The following is a 26,226-nucleotide window of genomic DNA, read 5'->3' as shown; positions in this document are numbered from 1 at the left end:
TTTATCTACCCCTTCTTAGTATACTGGACGCGTTTTTCCTTCAGTTGCAGGATCAGCGATACCTACACTATCATTGACTAGAAAACTTGGATCTGCAATAATACGCAAAACCACGTCTGCAATGCTACGCCGTGAGCCCGAAACCCCAAAGTATGTTTCATCTTTATGGGTGATCTCATAAACAATTTCACGATCATTTAGCCATGGTAAGCGCAAGGTAGTGTAAGCTAATCCCGATTCTGCCAATAGCTTATCAGAATTTTTCGCCGATTCCAAGCCAGATGCAACCATTTGCTTGTTCCACCGTCCAAATTCGCCTGGGACTTCATCATAAATTCCCAAAATATTGGTAAAGACGACCCGTTTGACCCCTGTTTCTTTCATTGCTTCGATCACATACTTAGTTTGATGGTTATCGTCAGTATGATCAACGACTCCAACAAAAACTAAATTTTGACCCTTGATAGCATTTTTGACAGCATCATAGTTATCTAAACTACCTTCGATCAAAGTCACGCGCTCATTATTGGCTAAACTTGCTAAACGATTTTTATCACGTAAAAACAAGGTCAATTCAACCTCATCAAACGCTTTTTCGCTTAGGACTCGGTCTTCAATCAAACGTGAAATTTGGCCATTAGCCGCCATGATCAATACTTTTTTCATTTTTGAATTACCTCTTTTGCCCATGTTAAAATATTTTTTTCTTTTGGATACACAGCTTCCACTGTTAATGGTGCTGCCCAAGTTTTAAAAATTTTGCTGTAATCACCAGCACTACCTACATCAGTATAAAAAGTGGCAAGTTTGCCTTTAAAATTAGTAATTTGCTTTAAAAAGCTATAGATTGGTGTTGCTGGGGCGCCACTCCAGACTGGACTCCCAACTAAGATCGTTTCATACTGTGATATTTCAGGGAGTTTAGTCAGCAATGCCGGAAAATTTTTAGTCTTGATTTGTGCTTTAGCGATCGCTGAAGTCTCATACATATCAGGTGAAAAGACATCATCTTTGACCTTAAGCTCTAAAAGATCAGCATTTAACGCTTGTGCCAAATTTTTGGCAACCTGTTTGGTCGTATTGGACCAAGAGTAGTAAGTGATCAATATCTTTTTTGTCATCAAAAAACTTCTCTCAATTTATTTTTGGGCTTCAAAGTCCATTTGCATGCGAGCATATTGTTCTTCTCGAGCATCGTTTGGAATGTAGTAACGCTTATTTTGATCAATTTTAGCGATTTCTGCCATCTCATCAGCCGTTAACTCAAAATCAAAAATATCCGCATTATCCTTAATGTGGGCGGGATTAGTTGATCCTGGAATTACGATAAAGCCCATTTGTACATGCCACCGCAAAATTATTTGGGCATTACTCTTACCATATTTTTGCGCTAATTTAGTAAAAATTGGTTCATTCAACAAGCTTTTATCACCATGCCCCAATGGATACCAAGCCATTACCCGTGTTCCATATGGGATTAAAGTTTCACGAACGTCTTTTTGTGGATAATATGGGTGAGCCTCAACTTGGATCACCTGTGGTTTAATTTCTGCTTGTTCCAATAATTGCGTTAATTTTTCACCATGAAAATTCGAGATCCCAATTGCTTTGATCTTGCCATCACGATAAGCTTGCTCAAGTTGCCGATAGCCTGCCATAAAATCACCAGCAGGTTGATGTAAAAACAATAAATCTAAATAATCGGTCCCTAAACGTTGCAAAGTTTTATCGACTGCCGTTTTATCTTGATAAACTGTGGGCCAAAGCTTGGAGCTCAAAAAGATATCTTGCCGAGCCACGCTAGATTCTTTGATCCCACGACCAACTGCTTTTTCATTTAAATACGCATTAGCTGTATCTAACAAGCGATAGCCACTTTCAAGTGCTGCAACAACAGCTTTTTGTGCTTGATCAGGCGACATTTGAAATGTTCCTAGACCTAGTGCCGGAATATTAATACCATTATTAAGTTCAAAAATTTGCATTATTAATTCCTCCTCGCAATCATTTACATTGAAATACTATAAACCTTGAAGTGAACTATAAGGCAAGCATAAATTTAACTAAAAAAAAACTCGCCGTCTATCAAACAGCGAGTTTTTCATTATTTATCTAATTTGATGTTGTCAGACTCATCAAGTTCTTGTACCCCATCAACAAAATGTTTCTTGGCTTCATCAAGTGCATCTTCACCGATCTCGGTGATCGCACTATCTGGAATATCTTTAGTGTTGGCGAAAAATTCAATATGACGCTTTAAGTTTTGGAATTTCATTGGGGCATCCCCACCGTATTCCCCATCAATATTGATCATCATCTTCTCATCAACTGGTTTTGCAACTAACTTAGAGGTTTTCACATATAAGATATTTGGATCACTGATATGCTTACCACCATTTAAGACCATCGTGATCAAGCGCATCATTTCAAGTAAATTACTGGTTTTAACTACGATCAAAGTAAATTTACCATCATCTAAACTTGCATCTGGCACAATTTGTTCAAAACCTCCGACAGAGTTAGTCAAAGCGACAAAAAACATGGAAGCTTTGCCATCATAAACACCATGGTCATATTCCAAGTGCATGTTGATCGGTTTTACACGTGGTAATAATTCTGCTCCCTTAACTAAGTAGGCTAAGTAGCCAAACAGTGTTTTAAATTCTGATGGAACTGAATAAGTTAATTCGCTCAACAAGCCACCAGCAGCAATATTGACAAAATATTTATCGTTTGCTTTACCGATATCCATTTTGACCGTGTTGCCCTTTGCGATCACTTTAGCTGCAGCAATCGGGTTGTCCCGGGGGATCTTTAATGCTCGTGCATAATCATTAGTCGTTCCCGCAGGAATGATCCCCAATTTAGGACGATGTTTCAAAGGTGCGATCCCATTAACAACTTCATTAATCGTACCATCGCCCCCGGCTGCAATGATCAAATTAAAACCTGCTTCAGCAGCACGTGTTGCTTCATTTCGGGCAGAATTGGGCTCAGGGGTCGTTGCAAACGCACTTGTTTCATAGCCAGCACGCTCTAAAATATTTAAAATCTCGACAAGATCATTTTTTAAAGCTTCACGTCCTGACGTTGGATTATAAATAATACGGCAACGTTTTTGCATAAAATTTCTCCCTTTAGCTTATCTTGAAGCTATCTTTCTTTTAAACTGGCCATCAATAATTGGTTAACAACTTTTGGATTAGCCTTACCATGAGTCTGCTTCATAATATTACCAACTAAGAAACCGACCGCACGATCTTTACCATTCTTAAAGTCTTCAATTGATTGTTCATTGTTATCCAAAACTTCGTCAATGATAGGCTGTAATTTAGCTGGGTCAGATAATTGGACCATGCCTTTTTCTTCGACCCAAGCTTTTGGTTCGGTATCGTTTTTAATGATCTCTTTAAAGACTTTCTTCGCGATCTTAGAGGAGATCGTTTCGTCTTGGATCAATTTGATCATTGTTGCTAAGTGTTCTGGTGTCAAAGCTGTGTCACCTAATTCAACTTTTTGGGCATTTAAGTAAGCACTAACTTCACCCATCAACCAGTTAGCTGCTAATTTTGCATCGGCACCAGCTGCCACGGTTGCTTCGTAGAAATCAGACATTTCTTTTGTTTGGGTCAAGACACCAGCATCATATTCTGGAATCCCCCAGTCGTTAACATAACGTTTACGCCGCACATCTGGCATTTCTGGAATGGAATCTTTAACTTCCTTGACCCATTCATCAGAAATGTGGATCGGTGGAATATCTGGTTCTGGGAAATAACGATAATCACTCTTACCTTCTTTGACACGCATCAAGATCGTTTCACCACTTGGTTCGTCAAAACGTCTTGTTTCTTGTTGGATCTGACCACCAGACATCAAGACTTTTTCTTGCCGTTTGGCTTCAAATTCCAAACCTTTTTTAACATGTTCAAATGAGTTTAAGTTCTTCATTTCTGTCTTTGTCCCAAATTTAGTGGAACCAATTGGACGAACAGAAATATTAACGTCGGCACGCATGGAACCTTCTTCCATCTTCACGTCGGAAACACCAGTAAACTGAATGATTTGACGTAACCGAGTTAAATAAGCATAAGCTTCTTCAGGCGAAGCAATATCAGGCTTAGAAACAATTTCGATCAATGGGGTACCTTGACGGTTAAGGTCAACGTAAGAATAGCCATCTGGATTGTGCGTGTTTTTACCCGCATCTTCTTCCACGTGCATTTCTTCGATCCCGATCCGTTTTTTAGTTCCATCTTCTAATTCGATCTCAAGCCAACCGTTACGTCCGATCGGTGTTTGAGCTTGCGTGATTTGGTAAGCTTTAGGGTTATCTGGATAGAAGTAATTCTTACGATCAAAATGAATATCACGCGTAATATCACAGTTAAGAGCTAAAGCAGCACGCATCCCATATTCTAATGCACCTTTATTAACTTGTGGTAAAACCCCTGGGTATCCCCAGTCGATCACATTAGTATTTGTATTTGGCTCTGCCCCATACATAACAGGTGCTGGCGAGTAAGCCTTAGAATTGGTCTTCATTTCGATGTGGACTTCAAGCCCAATTGTTGTTTCAAAGTTCATTAGTTTTGACCTCCGATCGTTGGTACTTGTTTATGGAAGTCTGTTGCTTGTTCAAAAGCATAACCAGCTTTATACATTGTATCTTCTCTAAATTGTGGCGCGATCAATTGCATCCCGATCGGTAAACCATTTGAGAAGCCTGCTGGTAAGGACATCCCTGGCAAACCAGCTAAGTTAACTGGAATCGTCAAAATATCGTTCATATACATTGTGATCGGATCATCGATCTCTTCACCGATTCCATATGCAGTTGTTGGTGCTGTTGGTCCTAAGATCAAGTCATAATCTTTAAAGACATTAGCAAAATCTTGACAGATCAAGGTTCTTACCTGTGCAGCTTTCTTAAAGAACGCATCATAAGTCCCAGCTGAAAGTGAGAATGTCCCTAACATGATCCGGCGCTTAACTTCATCACCAAAACCTTCTGTTCTAGAACGGACATAAACATCTTCCAAATTCTTAACATCTTGTGCTCTAAAGCCATAACGGATCCCGTCAAAACGTTGTAAGTTCGAGGAAGCTTCAGAGGAAGCAATGATGTAATAAACTGGCACACCATATTTACTGTGTGGCAAGGAAACTTCATCCACCGTTGCGCCTAAGCTTTCAAAGGTCTTGATCGCATCTTTGATCGCTGCTTTAACGTCAGCATCGACCCCTTCATCAAAGTATTCTTTTGGTACAGCGATGCGCATTCCTTTAATGTCGCCATCAAGGCCTTTAGTGAAGTCAGGTACTTCTTTACTTGAACTAGTAAAGTCGCGACTATCATGCCCACTGATTGCATTTAACACATAGGCATTATCTTTAACTGTCCGTGTCAAAGGTCCAATTTGATCTAAACTTGAAGCAAAAGCAATCAAACCATAACGTGAAACCCGACCATAAGTTGGTTTTACCCCTACGATCCCGTTATAAGCAGCTGGTTGGCGGATTGAGCCACCCGTATCTGAACCTAAAGCTACTAAAACTTCACCAGAGGCAACTGCAGCAGCTGAACCACCCGAAGAACCACCGGGAACTTTAGTTTGATCCCAAGCATTTTTTGTCAACTTAAAGGCGGAACTTTCCGTTGAACCACCCATCGCAAATTCATCCATGTTGACTTTACCAACATTGATCATTTGCGCAGCAGCTAATTTCTCCATGACAGTAGCATCATAGATCGGATCAAAGTTTTCCAACATTTTGCTAGCTGCTGTAGTCCGTAAACCTTTAGTTACGATATTATCTTTGATTGCAATTGGGATCCCCGCTAAGACATTAGCACGATCAATTCCGTTTTGATCGAGTTCTTTAGCTTGAGCAAGAGCATTTTCTTCGTTTAAAGCTAAGAAAGCTTCGATTTGTTGGTCGCGCTTTTTGATATTGGCAAAAGTTTCTTTCGTCAATTCTTCTGCGCTTAGTTCTTTATTGACCAGACTTTCGTGTAAACTAGTCAAGTCGTTTTTGAAATAATCCATCGGTTAGCCTTCCTCACTTTCATCAATAATTGCTGGAACTTTGATAAAGCCATCTTTTCGTTCTGGCACATTTTCCATCAATAATTCGCGGTCTGTTCCTTTGACTGCAATATCTTCACGCATTACGTCAAAAGCATCAGTTACCGTTGTTGTAACTGGGACATCAGTCGTATCAACTTCATTTAACTGTTGTACCATATTGATGATCTGGTCCATTTGACCAGTAAATTTTTCTAATTCAGCATCACTGACATCTAGCTTAGCTAAACTAGCAACGTGTTTTACTTCGTTTGCGCTGATCGCCATCTTCATCCTTCTTTCTTGCGTATCTCTCTAACATTTTAGCATAGATCGCAGGTATTTTTTATAATCATTTCACCACTAATCATCAAAAACGTGAGTGTAATAAGAACTACTATCTGATTCGCGTGCAATAAAGGCTTGGATATCTCCGTCTGAGCCTTTGATCGTGATATCGATCGGGATCCCGCTAGGAAGATAGGTCTTGGCTGCTTGCGCAACATATTGTGTAAAGCTCCTGATTTCAGTTTCACTATAGAATTGTGTCGTGATCTTAACGTGCAATTCTTGCAATGATTTGTTCTTATATTTTGTTGTTGCAGTTACCCCAGCAAGATTTGGGAAGAAGTTTTGGATCTTATTCTTAAATGATGTAAAGGAACTTTCATCGTTATCGTTGATCGCAGTACTTTCAGACGTTGTTGGCAACACTGAAGATTGTAAGTTAGTACTCTTCCATGTGCCTAAAGTACTACTCTTAGAAACGTTGTAGGCATAGAATGTCCCACCAACTAAACTATCATTTGGTGCTTGTTCAAACATACAGATCATGATCGGAATATCAGATGCACCTTTCAATTTCCGCACACGTTTCAAAACTTCAGCAGCAGCTTTTTTACCTTCAGCGATCATCTTAGCCTTAGAGATCGTTGTTGTATAAGTTGCCCCATATTCTTCTTTTTGGTAGTAATCTTTGCGGTTCATCCCGATCCCGATCGTGATCCCTGCTAAAACTAACTTACCATTTTCTTCTTTCATATAATCTTGTTCTTCGATTTGTTGAACGTAGATCGGATTACGCTTATCAGCATCAGTTTCACCATTATCCTTAGGGTTTAGCCCCGTTGGATTGCTAGATGATTTACGTGATAACCATTTTTGAACTGTTGATTTAGAAAGTAATTGACCTTCTCTAAAAATATAATCTTTAGGTGAAAATTCTGTCTTTGATAAAGTCGTTAAGCCACTTTCAAATGCCTTTAAGTTCAGCATATTTTCGGAGTTTTGGGTGATCCCGACCCCACGTGCTTTACTCGTTAAATATGATCCATTTTGAATAACACTTTGATACTCAGAATCACTTGATTGTCCCGTTGTTTGGTACCCACTTGAAGATGATTGTGTAGTTGTCGTTGTACTAGATGTTGAACTACTATTTAAATTCCCACAAGCGGTTAGGAACAAAGAACCCATACATAAGCTAATCAATGCCAAATATTTTTTCTTCACACTAAATTTCCTCCGTCTGCTTTAAAAATTCTTCCTCGTCAATGATCTTGATCCCCAACTCTTGTGCTTTCGTCAATTTACTTCCCGCATCATGACCAGCAACTAACAGATCTGTTTTTTTCGAAACACTACCAGTTACCTTAGCACCATGAGCTTCGAGTCGTTTTTTAGCATCAGCACGTTTGATTTTATCAAGTTTTCCAGTCAAAACGACCGTTAATCCATTTAAGGGATCATCGCCCATCTTTTGTGCGATCTCTTCACTTGTCTTACCCAAGAATTCTAAATTTACCCCTGCTTGAGCAAGTTCAGTTAAGAGCACGTCAACTTGTTCATTTTTAAAGTAAGTGACCACCGCATCAGCGATCGTTTCACCTAAAGAATCAATCGCAACGATCTCTGCTACGTCGGCCTGTTTTAAATTATCGATCGTCTTAAAATGCTCCGCTAATAAGCGCGCAGCTTTTGCACCGACATGTCTGATCCCTAACCCAAATAATAACCGTTCTAACGAATTTTGTTTACTTTTTGCGATCGCATTTAGCAAATTATTTGCTGATTTTTCTTTAAACTTGTCTAACGTCAATAATTCATCAAAAGTTAAATTATAAAGTCCAGCCGCATCTTTGATCAAATGTTTATCAAAAAGTTGCTCAATGATCCGCGGACCTAAGCCATCAATATTCATTGCATTTCGTGAAGCAAAGTGCGTTAAACTTTCCTTTAATAGCGCTGGACATTGTGGATTGATACAACGTAAAGCTACTTCTTCGTCTAAATGAACTAACTTCGCCCCACATTCAGGACAGTTCGTTGGTATTTCGTAGCTAATACTATCTTTAGGACGCTTAGCTAACACTACTTCTGAAATTTCTGGAATGATATCGCCGGCTTTGTGCAATTTTACCGTATCACCTAGGCGAATGTCTTTTTGCAACAAGTAATCTGGGTTATGCAAAGATGCCCGTGCAACCATGGTGCCAGCTAATTCGACTGGGTCCATCACTGCAGTAGGAGTAACTACCCCAGTTCGCCCTACTGTCCATTCGATTTCGCGCACGATCGTTTCTTGTTCATCAGGGGGAAACTTATAAGCAATCGCCCACCGCGGAACTTTCACGGTATTTCCGACCTTTGCTTGAATCGCAAAAGAATCAGCTTTGATCACGATCCCATCGATCTCGTATGCCAGCTCAGCCCGTGTTTGTTGATACTTATCAATGTACTGATCGATCTCAGCCATTTTAGTGACCCGTTTGGCCTCTTGGTTTACTTTAAAACCCCAACTTTGTAGCTTAGCAAGTGCTTCACTTTGGGTTTTGACCCCGTATTTTTCCGGTTCGATCAAATAATACATGAAGACACTTAAATTTCTTTTGGCGGTTTGTCTAGTGTCTAATTGACGTAAAGAACCAGCCGCTGCATTGCGTGGGTTAGCAAAAACAGTCTGCCCTTGCTCTTCTTTTGTTTCGTTTAACTTTAAAAAAGCTTCTTTGGGCATGTAACACTCGCCCCGCACCTCAACATCGATCGGCTCACTTAACCGCAAAGGGATCGCTTTGATAGTTTTTAAGTTTTCCGTGATATCTTCACCGATCGTCCCATTTCCACGAGTCGATCCTTTGACAAAGATCCCTTTTTCGTAAACTAACGAAATCGCTAACCCATCGATTTTTAATTCACAATTATATACGAGCTCTTCGCCCACATTTTCTTCGAGTTTTTCCTTAAAATCGGCTAACTCTTCTTTTGAAAAAACATCTCCCAATGAAAGCATAGGGATCTCATGTTCAACTTTTTCAAAGCCACTTAAGATCTGTCCGCCGACCCGCTTAGTTGGAGAATCAGCGGTAACAAGCTCAGGGTATTGTTTTTCTAACTCTACCAAGCGCCGATATTTTTCATCATAGACATGATCTTCTACGGTCGGACGATCTAATACATAATATTCATGACTCCACTTATTTAGCTCGGCGCGGATTGCTTGCACCTCTTCTAACACCTTAGGTTCCATCGTATTTCCTTCTTTGATAATTAAATCTTTGTAATCGGGGCAAATGCTGCCAAAAGACGTTTGATTCCTTGACCACTAAAGGCAATATCGATCTCAACGTCTTCGCCCGTACCACTAACTTTGACAACTGTCCCTGTGCCCCAAGCTTTATGGGATACTTTATCACCGATATTCCATTGCTTTTTATCAGCACCAGTCCCGGTATTTTTCTCAACAGTTCCCGCTGGTTTACGGTAAACATTTTTCTTAGCAAAAGGTACTTTGACCGTGTTTTTTGCTTGATAAGCATCTAAAGTTTCATTATCTCTTTGTAATAATTCATCAGAGATCTCACTAAGAAAACGTGAGGGCTGATTACTTTGACGGCGTCCATAGAGCATCCGTGAGACTGCATTTGATAAGTGTAATTCAGTTTCAGCTCGAGTAATACCTACATAAGCCAAGCGCCGTTCTTCTTCAAGTTCAGTTTCATCCATGACAGCTCGGCCTAAGGGGAAAATTCCTTCCTCTAATCCCATCAAAAAGACCGTTGGAAACTCTAACCCTTTAGCCGCATGAAGCGTCATTAAAGTTACTTCATCGGGATCTTCATCCACGCTATCTTGATCAGAAACTAAGGCTAAGTCAGCTAAAAAGTCAACGAACGGATCACTATCTTCTTTCTCAGGTTCCCAATTTTCATCAAATTGTTTTGTTACCGAAAGAAATTCTTCCAAGTTTTCTAAGCGACTTTGGTCTTCTAAAGTATTTTTAGCTTGCAGACTTTGTTTATAGCCCGTCTCATCTAAAATTATTTCGGTCAATTCCGTAATATTTTTTGTCTTTTCTAACTCGTTAAAATGATGGAGCAACTTAGCAAAACTTTCTAATTGTTTAGCAGCTTTGCCACTTACATCAGTCATCACAACATTTTCGGCTGCCTCGATCAAAGATAGACCATTCATTTCCGCAAAGTTTTGTAATTTAGTGAGACTAGTAGCACCGATTCCACGTTTTGGTTCGTTAACGACTCGCGCGAAACTCATTGAGTCATTAGGATTAGCGGCTAAACGTAAGTAAGCTAAAATATCCAAAATTTCTTTGCGGTCATAGAAACGATGAGCTCCGACTAATTTATACGGAATATTTGCTTTCACGAATGTTTCTTCAATCACACGCGATTGCGCATTAGTCCGATATAAGACGGCAAAATCACCATATTTTTGTTGTTTTTCTTGCATGTTTGTTTGGATCTGTTTTACCACATGATAGGCTTCGTCGTTGGCATTATCAGCGCGGTAATAATGGATCTTTTCACCCGCATCATTTTGCGTCCATAAAGTCTTTGCCTTACGGTTAATATTATTTTCAATGACTTCATTAGCTGCTTGTAAAATATTTTTAGTTGAGCGGTAGTTTTGCTCTAACTTGATCACCGTTGCATCCGGGTAGTCTTCTTCAAAATTCATGATATTTTCCATGTTAGCGCCACGCCAGCCGTAAATACTTTGGTCGGCATCCCCAACTACACACAAATTACGATATGTTTGCGCTAAAAGACTCACTAGTTGGTATTGCGCTTCGTTAGTATCTTGATATTCGTCCACATGGATATAATGGAATTTTCGTTGATAAAATTCGAGTGTTTCGGGTGATTCTTTGAAGAGTCTGATCGTTTGCATGATCAAATCATCAAAATCAAAAGCTTGGTTATTTTGAAGTTGTTCTTGATAAAGTTCGTAGGCATCACTGACCACTAAAGAAAACGGATCAGCCGCATCTTTTTTGACTTCAGCTGGTGTTTTTAAATCATTTTTTGCATTTGAGATCGCGCTTAAAACAGAGCGTGGATCAAACTTTTTAATGTCTACGTTTAAATTATCAGCCAAAATATGCTTCATTAATGTTCGTTGTTCACTAGTACTTGCAATCGTGAAATTACGGTCATAACCGATCTTTTCTGCATCACGGCGCAAGATGCGAACACATAAAGCGTGAAAGGTCGAGACCCAAATGTCATTTGACCCTTCTTGGATCAAACGATCGATCCGTTCGCGCATTTCACGTGCGGCTTTATTGGTAAAGGTAATGGCTAAAATATTCCAAGGATTTACATTTTTTTCTTCGATCAGGTAAGCAACTCGATGCGTCAAGACACGAGTTTTACCACTCCCTGCTCCTGCCATGATCAACAATGGGCCTTCCGTGCAGGTTACAGCTTCTGCTTGCTTATCATTCATACCGGCTAATAAGTTTCTTGCTGTCAAAATTTTCAAATCCCCTCTTAAAATTTCAATCAATGCCTATTATAGCAAATATCACTCACCTAATCTTTAAAATTACATAAAATGTCAAGAATTTGATTTGCAAATAAACAGCTACAATTAAGCAAAAAAGGAAAAGGCGGTGACAAGTCACACGCCTTAAAATTACTCTTCAGTTACACTACTTTTAGCTTCCCCGACTTGGTCATCCCAAATGCCGGTCGCTTCAACTTGTTGCCGTGCATTTTTACTCAATGCTGCCGTCACCAGTAAGTATCCTTCTGCTGAAACAGGCTTAAGTGATTCTGGATAACGGAAATAATTAAAATGCCAGTTATCCTTTAAGACCCACTGTGTTCGTAAAGCATCTAGATCTTTGGTCTCGATCATGACCATTTCTGTTGGGCGAACTAATTTTGGATGCCCTAATGGTAATTGACCTAGCGCACGTAAATGTTGCTCAAACATTGAAATGTCAGTAGCCTTATCAAACGCATAACCAGAAGCATATAATGCTGGAATGATTCGTTTGATGTAAAGTGCCCCACTTTCGGTCAAGAAATATTCAGCTTGTAAAACACCCACATAGTCAATTTCTTTAACAATTTCTGTTGTTAACCGTTCGACTTCTTCTTTAACGTCATCGGCAATATCGGTCGGCACGATCGTTGCATGCAAGCGATGATCACGGTAAATATCTTCTGCGATCGGGAAAAATGAAACATGTCCGTCTTTATCCCGCGCTAAAGTGAGCGATAGTTCTTTTTCATAGGGAATCCATGATTCTAAAACATACGTCCCTAAATCAATAATATCAGCACATTTGGCAATATCGGTTTGCTTTTTGATCACTTGTTTTCGATGCTTGCCAAACCCTTTTTGGATCGGTTTTAAAATACATGGATAACCGATCGAACCTACAGCTTGATAAACATCATCTAAACTAACGATCGTTGCATAAGGTGCGACGTTGATATTTAATTGTTCAAAAAAGGCACGCTCAAGCAAGCGATCTTGCGTAATCTCTAGCGTGTTACTACCTTGAGGAACACGCGTAAATTGACTCAAGAACTTCACCGCTTCAACATCGATATGCTCTGACGTATAAGTGACTACATCACAACGTTGGGCAAAGTCTTGGAGCTTGGTTTTTTCATTTAGTTTACCCACAATTTTTACATTAGCTTCTTCTAACACTGGGTTGCTTTCATCTGAACAATAGATAACAACTTTAAAGCCCATCTGTTTAGCTGCCCGTGCTAACATGATCCCACTAGGACTTCCACCTATGATACCGAGCGTATCCCCAGGAAATAAGATATCCTGATCCATCATTTCACAACCTCTCTAAAAAATATGATCTTTCTTCTATTTTACCATTATTCTGACTTTCAAAAAACTAAGGGTATATTAATTTTTTCGGATAAGAAAAACAGAAGCGCAACACTTCTGTTTTTTACTAGTCTTCGATTTTTTCTAAAATATCGCCAGTTTCTTTGGTTTCATTTTCTGTCGTAGCTTGTTTGCCTTTAAAGACCAAATTTAAAATAACTGAACTTAAACTTGCAACAACGATCCCATTACCCAAGAATAATTGCAGTGTCTTTGGTAGATCTTGGAAAATGCTAGGGTACACCGAGACCCCTAAACCTAAACCAACTGAGATTGCAACGACTAAAACATTACGTTGGTCGGAAAAATCAACATGAGCTAGGATTCTGATCCCTTGAACACTGATCATGGCAAACATGACCAACATTGCCCCACCTAAAACAGGTGTAGGGATCATTGTTGCCAATGCCCCCGCCTTAGGTAATAGGCCTAAAAGCATCAATAAACCAGCTGACCAATAAATCGGTCGTTTAGTTTTGATGCCAGATAATTCTAATAACCCAACATTTTGTGAAAAAGTCGTATATGGGAAAGTATTAAAGATCCCACCTAAAATAACCGCGAGCCCTTCAGCACGATAACCTTGTTTCAAGTCTTGTTCTGTGATCTTTTTGTTTAAAATATCACCTAAGGCAAAGTAGACCCCAGTTGATTCGACCATTGAAACTAAAGCAATGATGATCATCGTTAACGAAGAGGACCATTCAAAATGTGGCACCCCAAAATAGAATGGTTGGGGCACATGGAACCAAGCAGCTTCTTTAATCGGATCAAGCGAGACCATGCCAAAGAAAGCAGCGATCACACTCCCAATAATCAAACCTAGTAAAACCGCGATCGAACTTAAAAAGCCTCTAGCAAAAACTTGGATCGCTAAAATTAAAATAACGGTCAAAAAGCCAACACCAATATTTTTTAGGGCACCAAAATCGCTAGCAGTTGCTGTACCGCCACCAATATTTTGAACTGCGATCGGAATCAAGGTCAACCCAATGACTGTGATCAAGGTCCCCGTTACTACTGGGGGAAAGAGCCGTTTAACTTTAGAAAATTGACCTGAGATCAACCAAACAAAGATCCCGGCTACAATGATCGCACCATACATCGTTTGGATCGTAAATTGTTTACCGATCATCTTTAATGGTTCGACCGCTTGGATCGCACAGCCTAAAACAACTGGCAAGCCGATCCCAAAGTAACGGTTACGCATCAATTGAAGGAAAGTTGCTAACCCACACATAAAAATATCGATCGAAACAAGATACGTCATCTGCTGGGTGTTAAAATTCAGCGCTGTCCCGATCAACAACGGTACGGCGACTGCACCTGAATACATTGCCAACAAATGTTGTAACCCTAACAAAGCAGCTTGACTGTTATTTGTTTTTTTCATTTTATTTTATTCCTCCACAAAACGAACTTCACCGTTTTCAAATGAAGCGATCCGGGCTAATGATTCCAAACGAACACCACTTTCTTTGATCAAAGAAACACCCTTTTGGAAAGATTTTTCAACTACGATCCCAACGCCTGAAACTTCTGCTTGTGCTTGGCGACAAATTTCGAGTAAGCCTTGAACTGCTTGCCCGTTAGCCAAAAAATCATCGATCACTAACACATTATCCTTGGCTGATAAGAATTTTTGATCAACTGAGATCGTGTTAGTTACTTTTTTCGTATAGGAATAAACTTCAGCGGTATAAACACCTGCATCTAACGTCGATGGTTTCTTTTTACGGGCAAAAACCACCGGAACATTCATCACTAATCCAGCCATAATAGCAGGTGCAATTCCTGAGGCTTCGACAGTCAAGATCTTAGTGATCGGACTTTCCTTGAATAAACGAGCAAATTCTTGCCCGATCTCATACATCAATTGTGGATCGATCTGGTGATTTAAAAATTGATTGACCTTTAAAACATTTCCAGGTAAAACGACACCGTCTTGTCGAATGCGCTCTTCTAGTAACTTCAAAATTATTAGCCCCCTAAAAAATAATAAAGACCAGACTCCGTTTTACAACAAAAGTCTGGTCGCCATGCATATTGTACTCATAGTCCAAGATTTACGGTCTTGGGTAGAAACTCGTCAACCAGATTATGACATTATACAAGTAACTCTTACTTAAGAATAGCATAACTATATTTCGTTTTCAACACTCAATATTCGTATTTTACTGAACATTTCGCGCGATATTTAGCAAAATATCATGTTTTTTTTAGAGATCATACTGGTGTAAATTATATTCTTTGATCAAAGAGATCAACTTTTGAGCATAATCAGGGTCAGTGGCATAACCTTGTTGCTGCAGAGCTTGCGCTGCTTGCTCATAACTGGTTGCCCGTAAAACCGAACCATAATGATCAGAATTCCAAGCTGTCCCGTTAACAAATAATTGGGTATGGGCTTTGACCGAATCATCCCAGCTATTATAGACTGCAAACGTATCTTTGATCGTTACCCATTCACCATTAACATATTCTTGAGTTGTCATTAAAGAACCAGTGGAGCTCTTTATCCCAAACAGATTATTATATTTAGCAGAAAGCTCACTTTGACCCCAATCTGATTCCAAAGCTGCTTGGGCTAAAGTTATACTGGTAAACACCCCATATTGTCGCTGCTCCGCTTGAGCAACAGGAACTAATTTTTTGATAAAGCTTTGTTTTGTTTGTGTTTCACTATCGGTAGTTGGTTGCGAAGTTGCTTGTGAACTAGAATACTTATCAGCTATCCCAGTCGCAAAGGTTCCTAAAAATAACACCGTAAACCCTAATAAGACTAACTGTGGATAATTTTTCTTCTTTTTTCGCCGCCCCACACGATTTACCACCTTTCTAAATTGCTGACTAACGCTTTAATATTCGTAATAATGGCAAAGCAATACTTGGTGCCACGATCCCCGCTAAAATTGCTTCAGGAATCCCATTAGTGGCGAGCACACCTAATAAATATGGCAATAAAGCTGAAACATCGAGCGCATACATTTCAGGCGCTTTTCCTTGATAAAAAAGATAAATCTGGCCTAACACTAAAAGGGTATTGGTCAATGATCCTAAAACCGCCGCCACTAGCGCTGCCCCATATTGAAACGACCATTTTTTACGTAGCCAACTAAAAACGTAGCCAGCAACTACACCTACTAAGATCCTAGGCAAAATCGAGACTAGCGGATTGACAAAAACGATCGTCGCTAAGGGACTAGTTGGCCAAACAAAAGCGCGAATAAATGTTATCGTGCCCCAAATTCCACCTACGATCGCCCCTTCTTTTGGACCTAAGACGAGTGCCGCAATGATCACGGTCAAATGAATGATCGTCAAACTAAGCGGCCCTAGCGGAATATACCCTAACAAAGGGACAAAGTTTTGAATAATTATGATTGCAGTGAATAGCGCCAAAAAGGCTATTCTTTGCGTTTTTTCTCGTTGTTTCACCAAAAACTTCCTTTGCAATTTATTATGATTTTTAACTATATCATCACACCTGTAATAACACAATGAAAAAGATCAGCTTACGTTTGACTTCATTTTAGTTAATCTAAGCCAAAAGATGCAAGCTTAGTCTTTATCGAATTTTTTAAATAAAAAAGGGCTACCTTGCTTGCGCGCGGTAACCCTTTTGTTTTAGATAAATTGTAAAACAGCCATTAAAATTGGCACAACAACAACGAATAAAACGGTACTCATTACAACTACGTCAGTTGCATATTTAACGTCACCGTGTGCTTCTTTAGCTAAGATAGGTAAAACTGCCAACATTGGAGTTGCAGATTGAACAACTAATGTTTGACGCATCAAACTTGGTAAGTCGACCCCCAAGCTTGCACCACATTTGATCAATAAGATCAAAACAACTGGTGATAAGACGAAACGTCCAAGCAAGGCAAGAACTGAATCTCTTTCAAACTTAAAGTTATTCAAACCAGCATCACATAACACGATCCCGATATAGATCAAGGATAATGGTGTTACTAAAGCACCAACATAAGATAATGTTTGACCCATAAAGGTTGGAACTGGAATACCTAAAAGCAACCATACGATTGCAACAATAAAGCCGACCAATGGCATTGGTAAGATTTTTTTCCAGTTGATCTTGTGATCTTTCTTTTTACTCTTATCAACGGTTGGATCATCGTTAGAAATGAGATAGACCCCAAATGCCCAAGTTGAGACCGTGTTAATAATATAGTAGATCAAGAAATAACTCATTGCCTTTTCGCCAAATAAAGCGTTATTTAAAGGCATCCCGATAAAAATCGTATTAGCGTTAACTACGGCGTTCATAAAGATCCCGCGACGACCTGGCTTGATCTTTAAAACTTTAACCGCTAACCATGAGATCAAATAACCGATCACCACTGCGATCGCTGGGAAAATGATCCCTTTACCTAACCCTAAAAGACTACTACGAGTCAAGTTATTCATCACACCCATAAAGATCGATGCTGGCAACGCGATCTTAGTGATAAGTGAGGCGATATTGCCACCAAATGAGTCAGCAAACCAACCTGTTTTACGTAAAATGTAGCCTAATGCCATGATCAAAACGATCACTAACACACTTGAGACAGATGTTAAAAAGACTGTCATGTTATAAATTCTCCTCTTTTCTCTTTCAAAAGATAAAAGACCAAGCTTTTGGTCTCTTATCAACTAATAATTAATATTTAGGTTCCCACTTCATGTCAGCAACTGCTTTTTTAGCATCAGTTACTTGAGCAAGTCCTTGGTCAATTGCAGATTGTGCTACAACTTGAGCCACGGTTTCTGAGAATTCTTGTAACTTAGAAACAGGTGGTAAAACAGCAGCACCTGGTTGATCTGGGTCAACGATCCCGCCTAAAGCATGAGCAGCATCAGCTAACATCTTTTCATTTAAAACTTTAGCTTTAGCGGCAATTGCACCAAAACCAACACCTGGGTAAACTAACGCATTGTTAGCTTGACCAATGTTATATGTCACACCGTTATATTCGATGTCTCCTGCTGGAATACCTGTAGCGACTAAGGCACGACCATCTGTCCATTTCAAAAGATCTTCTGCTTTTGCTTCAGCCAAACGAGTTGGGTTAGATAATGGGAAAATTACTGGGCGTTTTGTATGAGCAGCCATTTCTTTAACGATGCTTTCAGTAAATGTTCCTGGTTGCGTTGAAGTACCGATCATTACCGTTGGGTGAACTGCTTTAACAACAGCTTCTAAGTTTGTCAATTCGTCAGCATTTTCAAATTCAGAACGTTGACGCACAAAATCTTTTTGACCTGGTGTTAAGCCTTCTGTATCTTCAAACAATAAACCTTGCTTATCAACAAGATAGAAATGCTTCTTAGCTTCTTCTTCACTCAAGCCTTCACGCACTAATTCATCAAATAACATGTTAGCGATCCCGACACCAGCAGTACCTGCACCAAATGTTAAGAAGATTTGATCTGTGATCTTTTCTTTGGAGATGTTCATCGCACCAAGCACACCAGCAAGTGAAATGATCCCTGTACCTTGAATATCATCGTTGAAAGTCAAGATCTTATCTTGATATTTTTCTAAGATAACGGCAGCGTTAGAACGACCAAAGTCTTCAAAGTGAAGTAAACTTTCTGGGAAAAGTTTTTCAACGGCAGCCACAAATTTATCAACCATTGTATGGTATTTTTCACCATAGATCCGCTCATGACGGTTTCCCAAGTAAAGTGGGTCATTCAATAATTTTTCATTGTTTGTCCCAGCATCAAGAGAAACTGGTAAAACTTGCGCAGGATCGATCCCAGCAGCTGCTGTATAGACCATCAATTTACCAACGGCAATATCAACACCGTTAACGCCCCAGTCACCCATACCAAGGATCCCTTCAGCGTCTGTTACAACGATCAAACGAATGTCACGTCCGTCAGCTGCATTTTTTAAAGATTCTTCGATATGATCTTGGTCATCTACCGAAATAAATGCTGCTTCTTGTGGACGAGTGAAGATCTCACTGTATTGTTCGATCGATTCAGCAATAACTGGATCATAAACAACTGGCATGAATTCAACAATATGTTGACCCATTAAGTAATAGAACAATGTCCGGTTAGTATTGAAGATCGTCATCAAGAATTGACGTTGTTCTAATTGGTTTGATTTGCTCTTGAATTGACCGTAAGCTTGGTCTGCTTGTTCTTGTAATGTTTGAACTTTAGCTGGTAAAGCACCAGTTAAACCTAATTTTTCACGTTCTTGTGTTGTAAAAGCTGTACCTTTATTTAAAAAAGGGTTATTTAAAATATTCATTGTATCTGTCATGGAAAACACTCCTTTTTGTCATATCTCAATCGACTTGAAACATTCTAAAACTCTTAGTTTTTTATAGTCAACTTTGTGGTACACTATTATTAAAATTAATATGAGCTTTAAAAAAGCTGTCAAATCAAGGATTTATCATGAACATAAAAGATTTTGAATATTTCCACAAACTAGTAAAAGAAAAAAATTTTTCAAAAGTTGCCCAAAGTTTTTCAGTTAGTCAACCAACCGTTACTTTAGCCATCAAACGGCTCGAAGAAGAATTCAAGACAACTTTTTTCATTCGAGATCGTTCGCATAAAGAGTTGATCGTCACGCCTAGTGGTTATCAATTTGATCAACATTTGACTGTCATCTTAAATGAACTTGCGATCGCCAAAAAAGAAGCAGCGCGAGCAGACCAAGAAAAGCTACTCTTTGGTCTGCCACCGATCATTGGTAATTATTTTTTCCCCAAGATCGTTGCTAATTTGATCTCAACTGGTTTGATCGAACAATTAGAAACTAAAGAAGCTGGTTCAGAAGCTTTACTCAAACTTTTATTAGATGGTTCGATCGATTTTTGTTTACTAGGATCACTAGCTCCACTAACACAAGAATCGTTAATAGCCGACACTTTTGCGAAAACACCGTTTAAGATCATCGTGGGTAAGCAGCATCCGCTCGCGATTAAAAAAGCGATCCATTTTTCAGAATTAAAAAATGAACGCTTTATTGTGCACACTGAAGGCTTTATTCATGACAAAGCCTTAAAAATGTTGGCTCGTCATAATCATTTCAAGCCTGATATTATTTATCGTACAAATTACGTTCACGTCTTAAAATCAATGGTTGAAAGCAACACCGGTATCGCTTGTTTAGCCGATTTAGCGATCGCCCCTAATGATAACTTTGCCGTCCTTGATCTCCTTGATGAAGATCAACCGGAATTCTTACTTTCGATCGTTCGTCGTTCAACGCAATATATGACACCAACTAAAGAAAAATTACTTAAAATAATCCACGAATCTGTCTACCATACCCCACTATAGAAAGGAATAAGCATGGAGCTATCACGTTTTAAAACTGCTCAAGCACAGTATTTTGAACTTACTTTAGCTGAACTGACTGCTGGTAAAAAACGTTCGCATTGGATGTGGTTTATGTTTCCTCAGCTAGCTCAACTTGGGCACAGTAAGACCGCTAAATTTTATGGCTTACATGATTTAGCTGAAGCTAAGGAATTTTTGGCCGACCCGATCTTAGGAAACAATTTACGCAATTTGTCGCAAAATCTTTTGCACCTAAACACTAATGATCCCCTACAAGTTTTTGGTTACCCCGATAATTTAAAGTTACACTCATCAATGACATTATTTTATCTTGCCTCAAACGAACTACTTTTTATGGAAGTTTTACAGAAATTTTTTGCCGGTAAAATGGATGAACAAACCATAAAGCTTGTACACTAAAAAAGTGTGACCAAAATGGTCACACTTTTTTTAGCGCTAAATTTTATTCTTTACGTAAAGCTTCGACCGGATCGAGTTTTGAAGCACGGTTTGCGGGCAATAAGCCGGCGATCATACTGATAATAACACTGATCAAAATTCCCGCCAAAGCATAATTAAAGGTCATAGAAACCACATTGACATCAAACTTAGCTGACGTGAAATTATTGATCAAGACTTGTAATACAGCTGTCATACCAACGCCTAACAAACCTGAACTTAACCCGATCAAAAATGCTTCTGAGACAAAGATTCGACGAATATCTTTTCTCCTTGCACCTAAAGCTTTTAAGACCCCGATCTCACGCGTACGTTCAACTACTGAGATGTTTAATACAACTAAGATCATGATCGCAGAAACGACCAAGGAAACCGCCGCAATCGCTGCTAAAACATAACTGATGATATCCATCATTTGGGTAAACATTTCGGTCATTGTTTCTTGCATCGAACCACTAAAGCCTAATTTTTTGACTTGTTCTTTGATCTTTTCAGTGTTGTCTTTGTTCTTAGTATAAAGATAAACCACATTTGGTGATAACGTTTGTCCATTGGCTTGATATAACGCAGCTAAGTCTTGATAGCGCATGATCACTGTACTGAAATTCGAACCTTGTTGTTCATAAGTACCACTGACTTTAAAGGTCTTTTTAACTTGTTTGCCATCAATCATCAATTTTAATGTAACGTTTTTGCCCACGATATTCTTAGATAAAATATCAGCTGTTCCTTTATCCAACAAGATTTCATCTGCTCCAGGAGCTTTACCAGAAACTATACTTGATTTTATAATGTTGGCTGACATCGTCTGTAAAGTCATGATCGTTGCCGATTTAGAACCATATTCAACACTGTTTGTTCCCAGTGATAAAGTCGTATAACCAGTTTCAAGGCTATCAACATGTTTTATCTTTTGTAATTTTTTTAAGTCGCTTTGCGTAAAATTACTCTCACTACTACTTCCAGTCAAGGCAGCCATATTATTTTGTTGCATTTGACTGATCTCAGCTTGACTAGTCGAAGTAGAATTTGCAGCTGGCATCATACTTTGCTTATGCACTTCGGTCACGTTTGGGTTGGTATAACTATTCATCGTTGATTGGATATAATTAGTGACCCCTCGACCAAGCGAAAGCATCAAAATTACCGCCATGATCCCAATACTTGTCCCAAAAGCAACTAGTGCATTGCGTCCTAACTTGGCACGCATATTTAAAAATGCCATCCGAATCGCATTGTAAAGACTCATATTTTTAATTTTTGGTTCTTTAAAATCAGCTGCTTTTTCGGTAACTTTAAAGCCGCCAAAATTTTCATCTGAGATCAATTGCCCATTATCGATCCTAATAACACGGGTACAATGTGCAGCTACTCGATCTGAGTGGGTGACCATTAAAACTAATTTACCACTTCGGGCAATATCTTTTATCAGGTCCAAAACCGTATCCGTAGTCTCTGCATCTAACGCACCTGTTGGTTCATCGGCAATGATCACATCTGGATCATTGATCAATGCTCGCGCGATCGCAACCCGTTGCTTTTGTCCCCCAGATATTTGATCAGGCTTTTTATAGAGATGATCTGTTAAACCAACTTGAGCTAATAATTCTTTAGCACGTTTTTCACGGGTCTCTTTATCGACATTTGAAAGCGTCATTGCTAAAGCAACATTTTCCACTAAGTTCAAATGCGGGATCAAATTAAAATTTTGAAAAATAAAACCGATACTTTTTTTATGATAGTCCGATAATTCTTTGGCGTTATAGTCACGCAAATTTTTACCCCGATACAAAATTTCACCGGAGAAATCTGAATCAAGTCCCCCGATCAAATTCATCAAAGTTGACTTACCACTCCCAGATTCCCCTACGATCGCTACTAACTCGCCAGCTTCAAATGAAGCATTAATGCCCTTTAGCGCTTCAAATGTCCCACCTCCTGCTAATTTGTAAAGTTTAATGAGATTTTTTAATTGTAAGATCTCCATCCTGTTCAATCCTTTCTTCACTTACCCATCCCTAACGCAGTAGGCAATTATCCACTTATATCATACCACCTGTAAAATAAAAAAGCGCCTAGCATAGACTAGACGCAATCGCCCTAATTATGAGTGGGCGTGAACTCGATTTAAAATAAAGGAAACGAGCAAGACTAAGATCACCGCACCGATAAGGGATGGAATGATCGCCATTCCAGCTAATTGTGGTCCCCAAGCTCCTAGTAAAGCTTCACCAATACTTGACCCGATCAAACCGGCTAAGATATTACTGATCCAGCCCATCGAACCACCATTTTTTGTAAGTGCACCTGCAATTGCACCAATTATTGCCCCAACGATAAGTACCCATATCCAATGTAACATATTGACATCCTCCTCTTATTATCTATCTGTATCTTTTTCAAATTTTTCTTTTAGCTTATCCGCACCAGCCATGAGATCTTCTTTTAAATCATCTGCTTTAGCCCGTGCTTTTCCTAAAAATCCTTGTGCTTGTCCCTCTTTTTTACGTAATTCATCACCAGTAATTTTACCTTCTGTTTCTTTTACCTTACCAACAGCCTCATCTTTTAAACCTTTTAGTTTTTCTTCACTCATTAGCTTTCTCCTAATTATTTTCTTTTAATTCTTCACGTGTCTTAACATCATTAATATGCATCTCAAATTTTACTAGTTTTAGTCCGGTCATTTCGCCCAAAACTTGGGTTAATTTGTCAGAGACTTCAGTAAAAACCGTCTCCGCACTTTTACCGTACTCAAGCGTGACTGCTAATTTTAAGGCAACTTGCTTTTCGCCTACTTGCGCTTCGATCCCCTTAGTTTGATCATTTCCTTGGGTCAATTTGTCAGTAAATTCACTCAACATATTACCATCAAGTGAAATAATACCTGGGACCTGACTTGCCGTGATGCCTGCGATCTTAGCGATTACTTGATCATCAAAAGTCAAATTGCGTTCTAATTCTTCATTTTTTGTTTCCATACGTTTTTTACCTCATTTTTGGTGACTACTGCAACTTCATAATTTATGATAGCGCTTAAATAAGCGTGGCTTTTTGACCGTAATGATACGGCTGTAAGGAAACATTTAAACGGCTTAAATCAATGCGTAACATCTCTTTTAAATCTTTAGCAACGGTTTGGCTAATTTTCGTCTCTAGTACTGATAAATCAGCATTTTTCGCTAAATCTCCTTGAACAAAAACATCAGCACGTTGATGGTTTGTTAGAAGCTTTACGCGTACCTTAACATTGATCAGATCATATTTTCCGAGTGTCAAACGAAGCTGATTCTCCACTGCTTTTTGATCAACTTGAATTTTACTAGCATGATCACGGTGAATCGTCATTACCTTTTGGGTCGTTGGTTGCATCAGCATCCAGCCTAAGCTAAAAATTGCAACAATAACTAAGTAGCTGGCAACTACTAATATTAGCCATCTTCCTAATTCTGTTCCTAAAAATTCACTTATTGTTACGGCTAGAGACGCTTGGGGCCAACACCACCATAATATGCCAATTACACCTAAAACAAATTGAAGAAACATTGAACTGAAAACACACCATTTCTTCCATACTTTCATAGCATCATGCCTTTCTTGGAGCTGTCTTAACCTTAACACTTTAAGAGCTTGATTGCATATAACTTTTGATTTTTCCTTTATTTCTTAACATAAAACAAATAATATTTAATTTTTTATTAATTAAAAAAGCTTTGGTAAAAAGTAACCAAAGCCCTTAAAAAATTTAATTTTGTTTACTAAAAAAGAAATTTCTGATCCAGTGATGATCGCGTTTTAACTGTACATAAGCAAAAATCGCAAATAAAACAGCACCTAAAAAATCAGCAAATAAATCACCCATTGTATCCATCAAAGCTGCTCGCCCTGCTAATAACTTGCCAGCTCGCATGTATCTCTGTAAATTCATTCCAAAACTATCACAGGTAAATTCATAAAATTCCCAGAGAACTCCGCAAAAAACTGCAAAAGCGACACTATACATCGAAATAAAAAACGGTGAGATCTTTTCGATCGCATCTTTTTCTACTAAAGCTCCAAAAGCAGAGAAAGCAAAACCACCTAAAAGCGCACCACTGATCAAATGTAATCCTTTATCCCAATAAGGTACATTATAAAAATGATAAATCGTTCCTAGATATACGGAACCATAAATAAATAGTGCAAAAAACAAATATAGTAATGGTGGCAAATAGACTTGCGCTTTTTTAGCAATATACTTAGGTAATAAAACGATCACTAGTCCTAAAATAATTTCTAGGGCTAAAAACCAAGCTGATTGTGCCTTAGCTCCACTAGTTAAGAGCGCATTTTTTAGTGTTAAAACTAATGAAACGATCATTGAAAGAGCGACAAAGATCAACCAATAATCTAGAATTCGTTCGTTTATACTTACTTTTTTCATGATATTCTTCCCTTCAAAACTTTCTCTTACCATTCAATTAAAGGACAAGAAACCAACTTGCGCAAGTAAAAACTAAAAATATAAATCAAATTCCGTAATATTGTTCTTCGATCGGCTCTACTATGATCTTTGCTTCTTCTAAGGCAATTTGTAATAACGGGATTTTTAAACAAGTTTGGTGATTTAAAAATAAAACTGCAACTTGTTGAAGTTTTGTTTCACCATCGTAAGTCAAAATCGCAACTGACATATTTAGTGATAGTGCTTTTTCATTGACTAATTCACGTAAATTAGTCATTTCTTGTGGCGCTGTACATTTTAGTATCATAATTTTTTCTATATCGTTATAAATAACAGATATAGTCCCTCCCACCTTTTAAAAGAGTTCTACATTGCTTTTTCAACTATAATAAATTTAAGCTGAAAATAAAAGCCTTACTCAAAGATGGTAAAGGATTTTCTTAAAGATCTCCTTTACCATCGTTAAATATATAATGCTAATCCAATATATACAACCTAGATGAACAAGCTCGACTTAATGATCGAATCTTTTAGCTCTAATGCTAGCAGTTAGGTCCAAAGAAATGTTTAGTTACTCGTGCTCTATCCGAGTAAATTTTAGGACGACAAGCTTTAAACGCCCATAAATCAGTTGTGATATATGACAGAAAATAAAAATTATGCTATGATTGTGTCAGAAAATTATTGATCAAAGCCCCCTATAGTAATTGTTCCCGCAATTTTATAGGGTCAGTTTTTGCCGTCAAATATTTCTACCAAGAGTTTAAGATTAACTCT

At 38.6% G+C, this 26,226-nt stretch carries 26 protein-coding genes and 1 riboswitch; of the genes, 2 read left to right on the top strand and 24 right to left on the bottom strand.

What is annotated here, in order from left to right:
- Positions 1–15: 15 nt before the first annotated feature.
- The 17 genes from FC32_RS05615 to FC32_RS05535 form a co-directional block, all read right to left on the bottom strand.
- Positions 16–666, bottom strand: a complete 651-nt coding sequence (locus FC32_RS05615; RefSeq protein ID WP_025086516.1) for an NAD(P)H-binding protein — start codon at positions 664–666, stop codon at positions 16–18.
- Positions 663–1,121: a flavodoxin family protein gene (locus FC32_RS05610; RefSeq protein ID WP_025086515.1), complete on the bottom strand. Its 459-nt coding sequence runs from the start codon at positions 1,119–1,121 to the stop codon at positions 663–665. Before FC32_RS05610 ends, FC32_RS05615 begins: the two co-directional genes overlap by 4 nt.
- Before the next feature lie 18 nt (positions 1,122–1,139).
- Entirely contained in the window at positions 1,140–1,985 is an 846-nt protein-coding gene (locus FC32_RS05605) for an aldo/keto reductase (protein WP_025086514.1), read from the bottom strand.
- Between the two features lie 119 nt (positions 1,986–2,104).
- Entirely contained in the window at positions 2,105–3,124 is a 1,020-nt protein-coding gene (locus tag FC32_RS05600; RefSeq protein ID WP_025086513.1) for a diacylglycerol kinase, read from the bottom strand.
- 29 nt (positions 3,125–3,153) lie between these two features.
- Positions 3,154–4,587 carry an Asp-tRNA(Asn)/Glu-tRNA(Gln) amidotransferase subunit GatB gene (gene gatB, locus FC32_RS05595; RefSeq protein ID WP_025086512.1) on the bottom strand — a complete coding sequence of 478 codons (1,434 nt, stop codon included), beginning with the start codon at positions 4,585–4,587 and terminating at the stop codon, positions 3,154–3,156.
- On the bottom strand, positions 4,587–6,050 hold the full coding sequence (gatA, locus tag FC32_RS05590; RefSeq protein ID WP_025086511.1) for an Asp-tRNA(Asn)/Glu-tRNA(Gln) amidotransferase subunit GatA: 1,464 nt from the start codon (positions 6,048–6,050) through the stop codon (positions 4,587–4,589). Before gatA ends, gatB begins: the two co-directional genes overlap by 1 nt.
- A gap of 3 nt (positions 6,051–6,053) precedes the next feature.
- Entirely contained in the window at positions 6,054–6,356 is a 303-nt protein-coding gene (gene gatC / locus FC32_RS05585) for an Asp-tRNA(Asn)/Glu-tRNA(Gln) amidotransferase subunit GatC (protein WP_025086510.1), read from the bottom strand.
- A 75-nt stretch (positions 6,357–6,431) separates the two neighbouring features.
- A complete protein-coding gene (locus FC32_RS05580; RefSeq protein ID WP_025086509.1) occupies positions 6,432–7,580 on the bottom strand; it encodes a CamS family sex pheromone protein in 1,149 nt (382 codons plus the stop codon).
- A 1-nt stretch (position 7,581) separates the two neighbouring features.
- Entirely contained in the window at positions 7,582–9,594 is a 2,013-nt protein-coding gene (gene ligA, locus FC32_RS05575) for an NAD-dependent DNA ligase LigA (RefSeq protein ID WP_025086508.1), read from the bottom strand.
- Positions 9,595–9,614: 20 nt separating this feature from the next.
- Positions 9,615–11,840: a DNA helicase PcrA gene (pcrA, locus tag FC32_RS05570; protein ID WP_025086507.1), complete on the bottom strand. Its 2,226-nt coding sequence runs from the start codon at positions 11,838–11,840 to the stop codon at positions 9,615–9,617.
- A 162-nt stretch (positions 11,841–12,002) separates the two neighbouring features.
- On the bottom strand, positions 12,003–13,169 hold the full coding sequence (locus FC32_RS05565) for an ATP-grasp domain-containing protein (protein ID WP_025086506.1): 1,167 nt from the start codon (positions 13,167–13,169) through the stop codon (positions 12,003–12,005).
- Between the two features lie 127 nt (positions 13,170–13,296).
- On the bottom strand, positions 13,297–14,622 hold the full coding sequence (locus tag FC32_RS05560; protein ID WP_056957312.1) for a nucleobase:cation symporter-2 family protein: 1,326 nt from the start codon (positions 14,620–14,622) through the stop codon (positions 13,297–13,299).
- A 6-nt stretch (positions 14,623–14,628) separates the two neighbouring features.
- Positions 14,629–15,204: a xanthine phosphoribosyltransferase gene (locus FC32_RS05555; RefSeq protein WP_056957311.1), complete on the bottom strand. Its 576-nt coding sequence runs from the start codon at positions 15,202–15,204 to the stop codon at positions 14,629–14,631.
- Positions 15,205–15,264: 60 nt separating this feature from the next.
- A riboswitch (purine riboswitch) is annotated at positions 15,265–15,363 on the bottom strand.
- 85 nt (positions 15,364–15,448) lie between these two features.
- Positions 15,449–16,051 (bottom strand): glycoside hydrolase family 73 protein, encoded by a 603-nt coding sequence (locus FC32_RS05550; protein ID WP_025086505.1) that lies wholly within the window; start codon positions 16,049–16,051, stop codon positions 15,449–15,451.
- 28 nt (positions 16,052–16,079) lie between these two features.
- Positions 16,080–16,667, bottom strand: coding sequence for an ECF transporter S component (locus FC32_RS05545; RefSeq protein ID WP_025086504.1), 588 nt, complete (start codon positions 16,665–16,667; stop codon positions 16,080–16,082).
- Positions 16,668–16,856: 189 nt separating this feature from the next.
- Entirely contained in the window at positions 16,857–17,825 is a 969-nt protein-coding gene (locus tag FC32_RS05540) for an AEC family transporter (protein WP_025086503.1), read from the bottom strand.
- 70 nt (positions 17,826–17,895) lie between these two features.
- The gene (locus FC32_RS05535; RefSeq protein WP_025086502.1) at positions 17,896–19,515 is read right to left on the bottom strand and encodes a malolactic enzyme; all 1,620 of its coding nucleotides are present in this window, start codon (positions 19,513–19,515) and stop codon (positions 17,896–17,898) included.
- Between the two features lie 137 nt (positions 19,516–19,652).
- Between FC32_RS05535 and FC32_RS05530 the strand changes: the two genes are divergently transcribed.
- Both FC32_RS05530 and FC32_RS05525 read left to right on the top strand, forming a co-directional pair.
- Positions 19,653–20,546 (top strand): LysR family transcriptional regulator, encoded by an 894-nt coding sequence (locus FC32_RS05530; protein WP_025086501.1) that lies wholly within the window; start codon positions 19,653–19,655, stop codon positions 20,544–20,546.
- A gap of 12 nt (positions 20,547–20,558) precedes the next feature.
- Positions 20,559–20,966: a DUF1810 domain-containing protein gene (locus tag FC32_RS05525; protein WP_035459499.1), complete on the top strand. Its 408-nt coding sequence runs from the start codon at positions 20,559–20,561 to the stop codon at positions 20,964–20,966.
- 43 nt (positions 20,967–21,009) lie between these two features.
- Here the strand turns inward: FC32_RS05525 and FC32_RS05520 are convergent, their stop codons facing one another.
- The 7 genes from FC32_RS05520 to FC32_RS05490 form a co-directional block, all read right to left on the bottom strand.
- The gene (locus FC32_RS05520) at positions 21,010–22,992 is read right to left on the bottom strand and encodes an ABC transporter ATP-binding protein/permease (protein ID WP_025086500.1); all 1,983 of its coding nucleotides are present in this window, start codon (positions 22,990–22,992) and stop codon (positions 21,010–21,012) included.
- A gap of 117 nt (positions 22,993–23,109) precedes the next feature.
- The gene (locus tag FC32_RS05515; protein WP_025086499.1) at positions 23,110–23,367 is read right to left on the bottom strand and encodes a GlsB/YeaQ/YmgE family stress response membrane protein; all 258 of its coding nucleotides are present in this window, start codon (positions 23,365–23,367) and stop codon (positions 23,110–23,112) included.
- An 18-nt stretch (positions 23,368–23,385) separates the two neighbouring features.
- The gene (locus FC32_RS05510; protein WP_025086498.1) at positions 23,386–23,601 is read right to left on the bottom strand and encodes a CsbD family protein; all 216 of its coding nucleotides are present in this window, start codon (positions 23,599–23,601) and stop codon (positions 23,386–23,388) included.
- Positions 23,602–23,611: 10 nt separating this feature from the next.
- Positions 23,612–23,986, bottom strand: a complete 375-nt coding sequence (locus FC32_RS05505) for an Asp23/Gls24 family envelope stress response protein (protein ID WP_025086497.1) — start codon at positions 23,984–23,986, stop codon at positions 23,612–23,614.
- A 55-nt stretch (positions 23,987–24,041) separates the two neighbouring features.
- A complete protein-coding gene (gene amaP, locus FC32_RS05500) occupies positions 24,042–24,587 on the bottom strand; it encodes an alkaline shock response membrane anchor protein AmaP (protein WP_051533633.1) in 546 nt (181 codons plus the stop codon).
- 163 nt (positions 24,588–24,750) lie between these two features.
- Positions 24,751–25,428, bottom strand: a complete 678-nt coding sequence (locus FC32_RS05495) for a DUF2238 domain-containing protein (RefSeq protein WP_025086495.1) — start codon at positions 25,426–25,428, stop codon at positions 24,751–24,753.
- An 85-nt stretch (positions 25,429–25,513) separates the two neighbouring features.
- Positions 25,514–25,756 carry a hypothetical protein gene (locus FC32_RS05490; protein WP_025086494.1) on the bottom strand — a complete coding sequence of 81 codons (243 nt, stop codon included), beginning with the start codon at positions 25,754–25,756 and terminating at the stop codon, positions 25,514–25,516.
- Positions 25,757–26,226: the final 470 nt, after the last annotated feature.

Source organism: Ligilactobacillus apodemi DSM 16634 = JCM 16172 (assembly GCF_001434405.1).
In the GTDB taxonomy this organism is placed as follows: Bacteria; Bacillota; Bacilli; order Lactobacillales; family Lactobacillaceae; genus Ligilactobacillus; species Ligilactobacillus apodemi.
The sequence above is the reverse complement of the archived record's forward strand: the minus strand, read 5'-3'. Positions and strand labels throughout refer to the sequence as shown.

Coding starts and splice junctions, on each gene's coding strand:
- FC32_RS05495 (WP_025086495.1), bottom strand. CDS start 25,428: ATGAAAAAAGTAAGTATAAACGAACGAATTCTAGATTATTGGTTGATC.
- FC32_RS05560 (WP_056957312.1), bottom strand. CDS start 14,622: ATGAAAAAAACAAATAACAGTCAAGCTGCTTTGTTAGGGTTACAACAT.
- FC32_RS05530 (WP_025086501.1), top strand. CDS start 19,653: ATGAACATAAAAGATTTTGAATATTTCCACAAACTAGTAAAAGAAAAA.
- FC32_RS05610 (WP_025086515.1), bottom strand. CDS start 1,121: ATGACAAAAAAGATATTGATCACTTACTACTCTTGGTCCAATACGACC.
- gatA (WP_025086511.1), bottom strand. CDS start 6,050: ATGGATTATTTCAAAAACGACTTGACTAGTTTACACGAAAGTCTGGTC.
- ligA (WP_025086508.1), bottom strand. CDS start 9,594: ATGGAACCTAAGGTGTTAGAAGAGGTGCAAGCAATCCGCGCCGAGCTA.
- FC32_RS05600 (WP_025086513.1), bottom strand. CDS start 3,124: ATGCAAAAACGTTGCCGTATTATTTATAATCCAACGTCAGGACGTGAA.
- FC32_RS05535 (WP_025086502.1), bottom strand. CDS start 19,515: ATGACAGATACAATGAATATTTTAAATAACCCTTTTTTAAATAAAGGT.
- FC32_RS05605 (WP_025086514.1), bottom strand. CDS start 1,985: ATGCAAATTTTTGAACTTAATAATGGTATTAATATTCCGGCACTAGGT.
- FC32_RS05540 (WP_025086503.1), bottom strand. CDS start 17,825: ATGACAGTCTTTTTAACATCTGTCTCAAGTGTGTTAGTGATCGTTTTG.
- FC32_RS05490 (WP_025086494.1), bottom strand. CDS start 25,756: ATGATACTAAAATGTACAGCGCCACAAGAAATGACTAATTTACGTGAA.
- FC32_RS05615 (WP_025086516.1), bottom strand. CDS start 666: ATGAAAAAAGTATTGATCATGGCGGCTAATGGCCAAATTTCACGTTTG.
- FC32_RS05520 (WP_025086500.1), bottom strand. CDS start 22,992: ATGGAGATCTTACAATTAAAAAATCTCATTAAACTTTACAAATTAGCA.
- FC32_RS05505 (WP_025086497.1), bottom strand. CDS start 23,986: ATGGAAACAAAAAATGAAGAATTAGAACGCAATTTGACTTTTGATGAT.
- gatB (WP_025086512.1), bottom strand. CDS start 4,587: ATGAACTTTGAAACAACAATTGGGCTTGAAGTCCACATCGAAATGAAG.
- FC32_RS05510 (WP_025086498.1), bottom strand. CDS start 23,601: ATGAGTGAAGAAAAACTAAAAGGTTTAAAAGATGAGGCTGTTGGTAAG.
- FC32_RS05565 (WP_025086506.1), bottom strand. CDS start 13,169: ATGGATCAGGATATCTTATTTCCTGGGGATACGCTCGGTATCATAGGT.
- FC32_RS05515 (WP_025086499.1), bottom strand. CDS start 23,367: ATGTTACATTGGATATGGGTACTTATCGTTGGGGCAATAATTGGTGCA.
- gatC (WP_025086510.1), bottom strand. CDS start 6,356: ATGGCGATCAGCGCAAACGAAGTAAAACACGTTGCTAGTTTAGCTAAG.
- FC32_RS05525 (WP_035459499.1), top strand. CDS start 20,559: ATGGAGCTATCACGTTTTAAAACTGCTCAAGCACAGTATTTTGAACTT.
- amaP (WP_051533633.1), bottom strand. CDS start 24,587: ATGAAAGTATGGAAGAAATGGTGTGTTTTCAGTTCAATGTTTCTTCAA.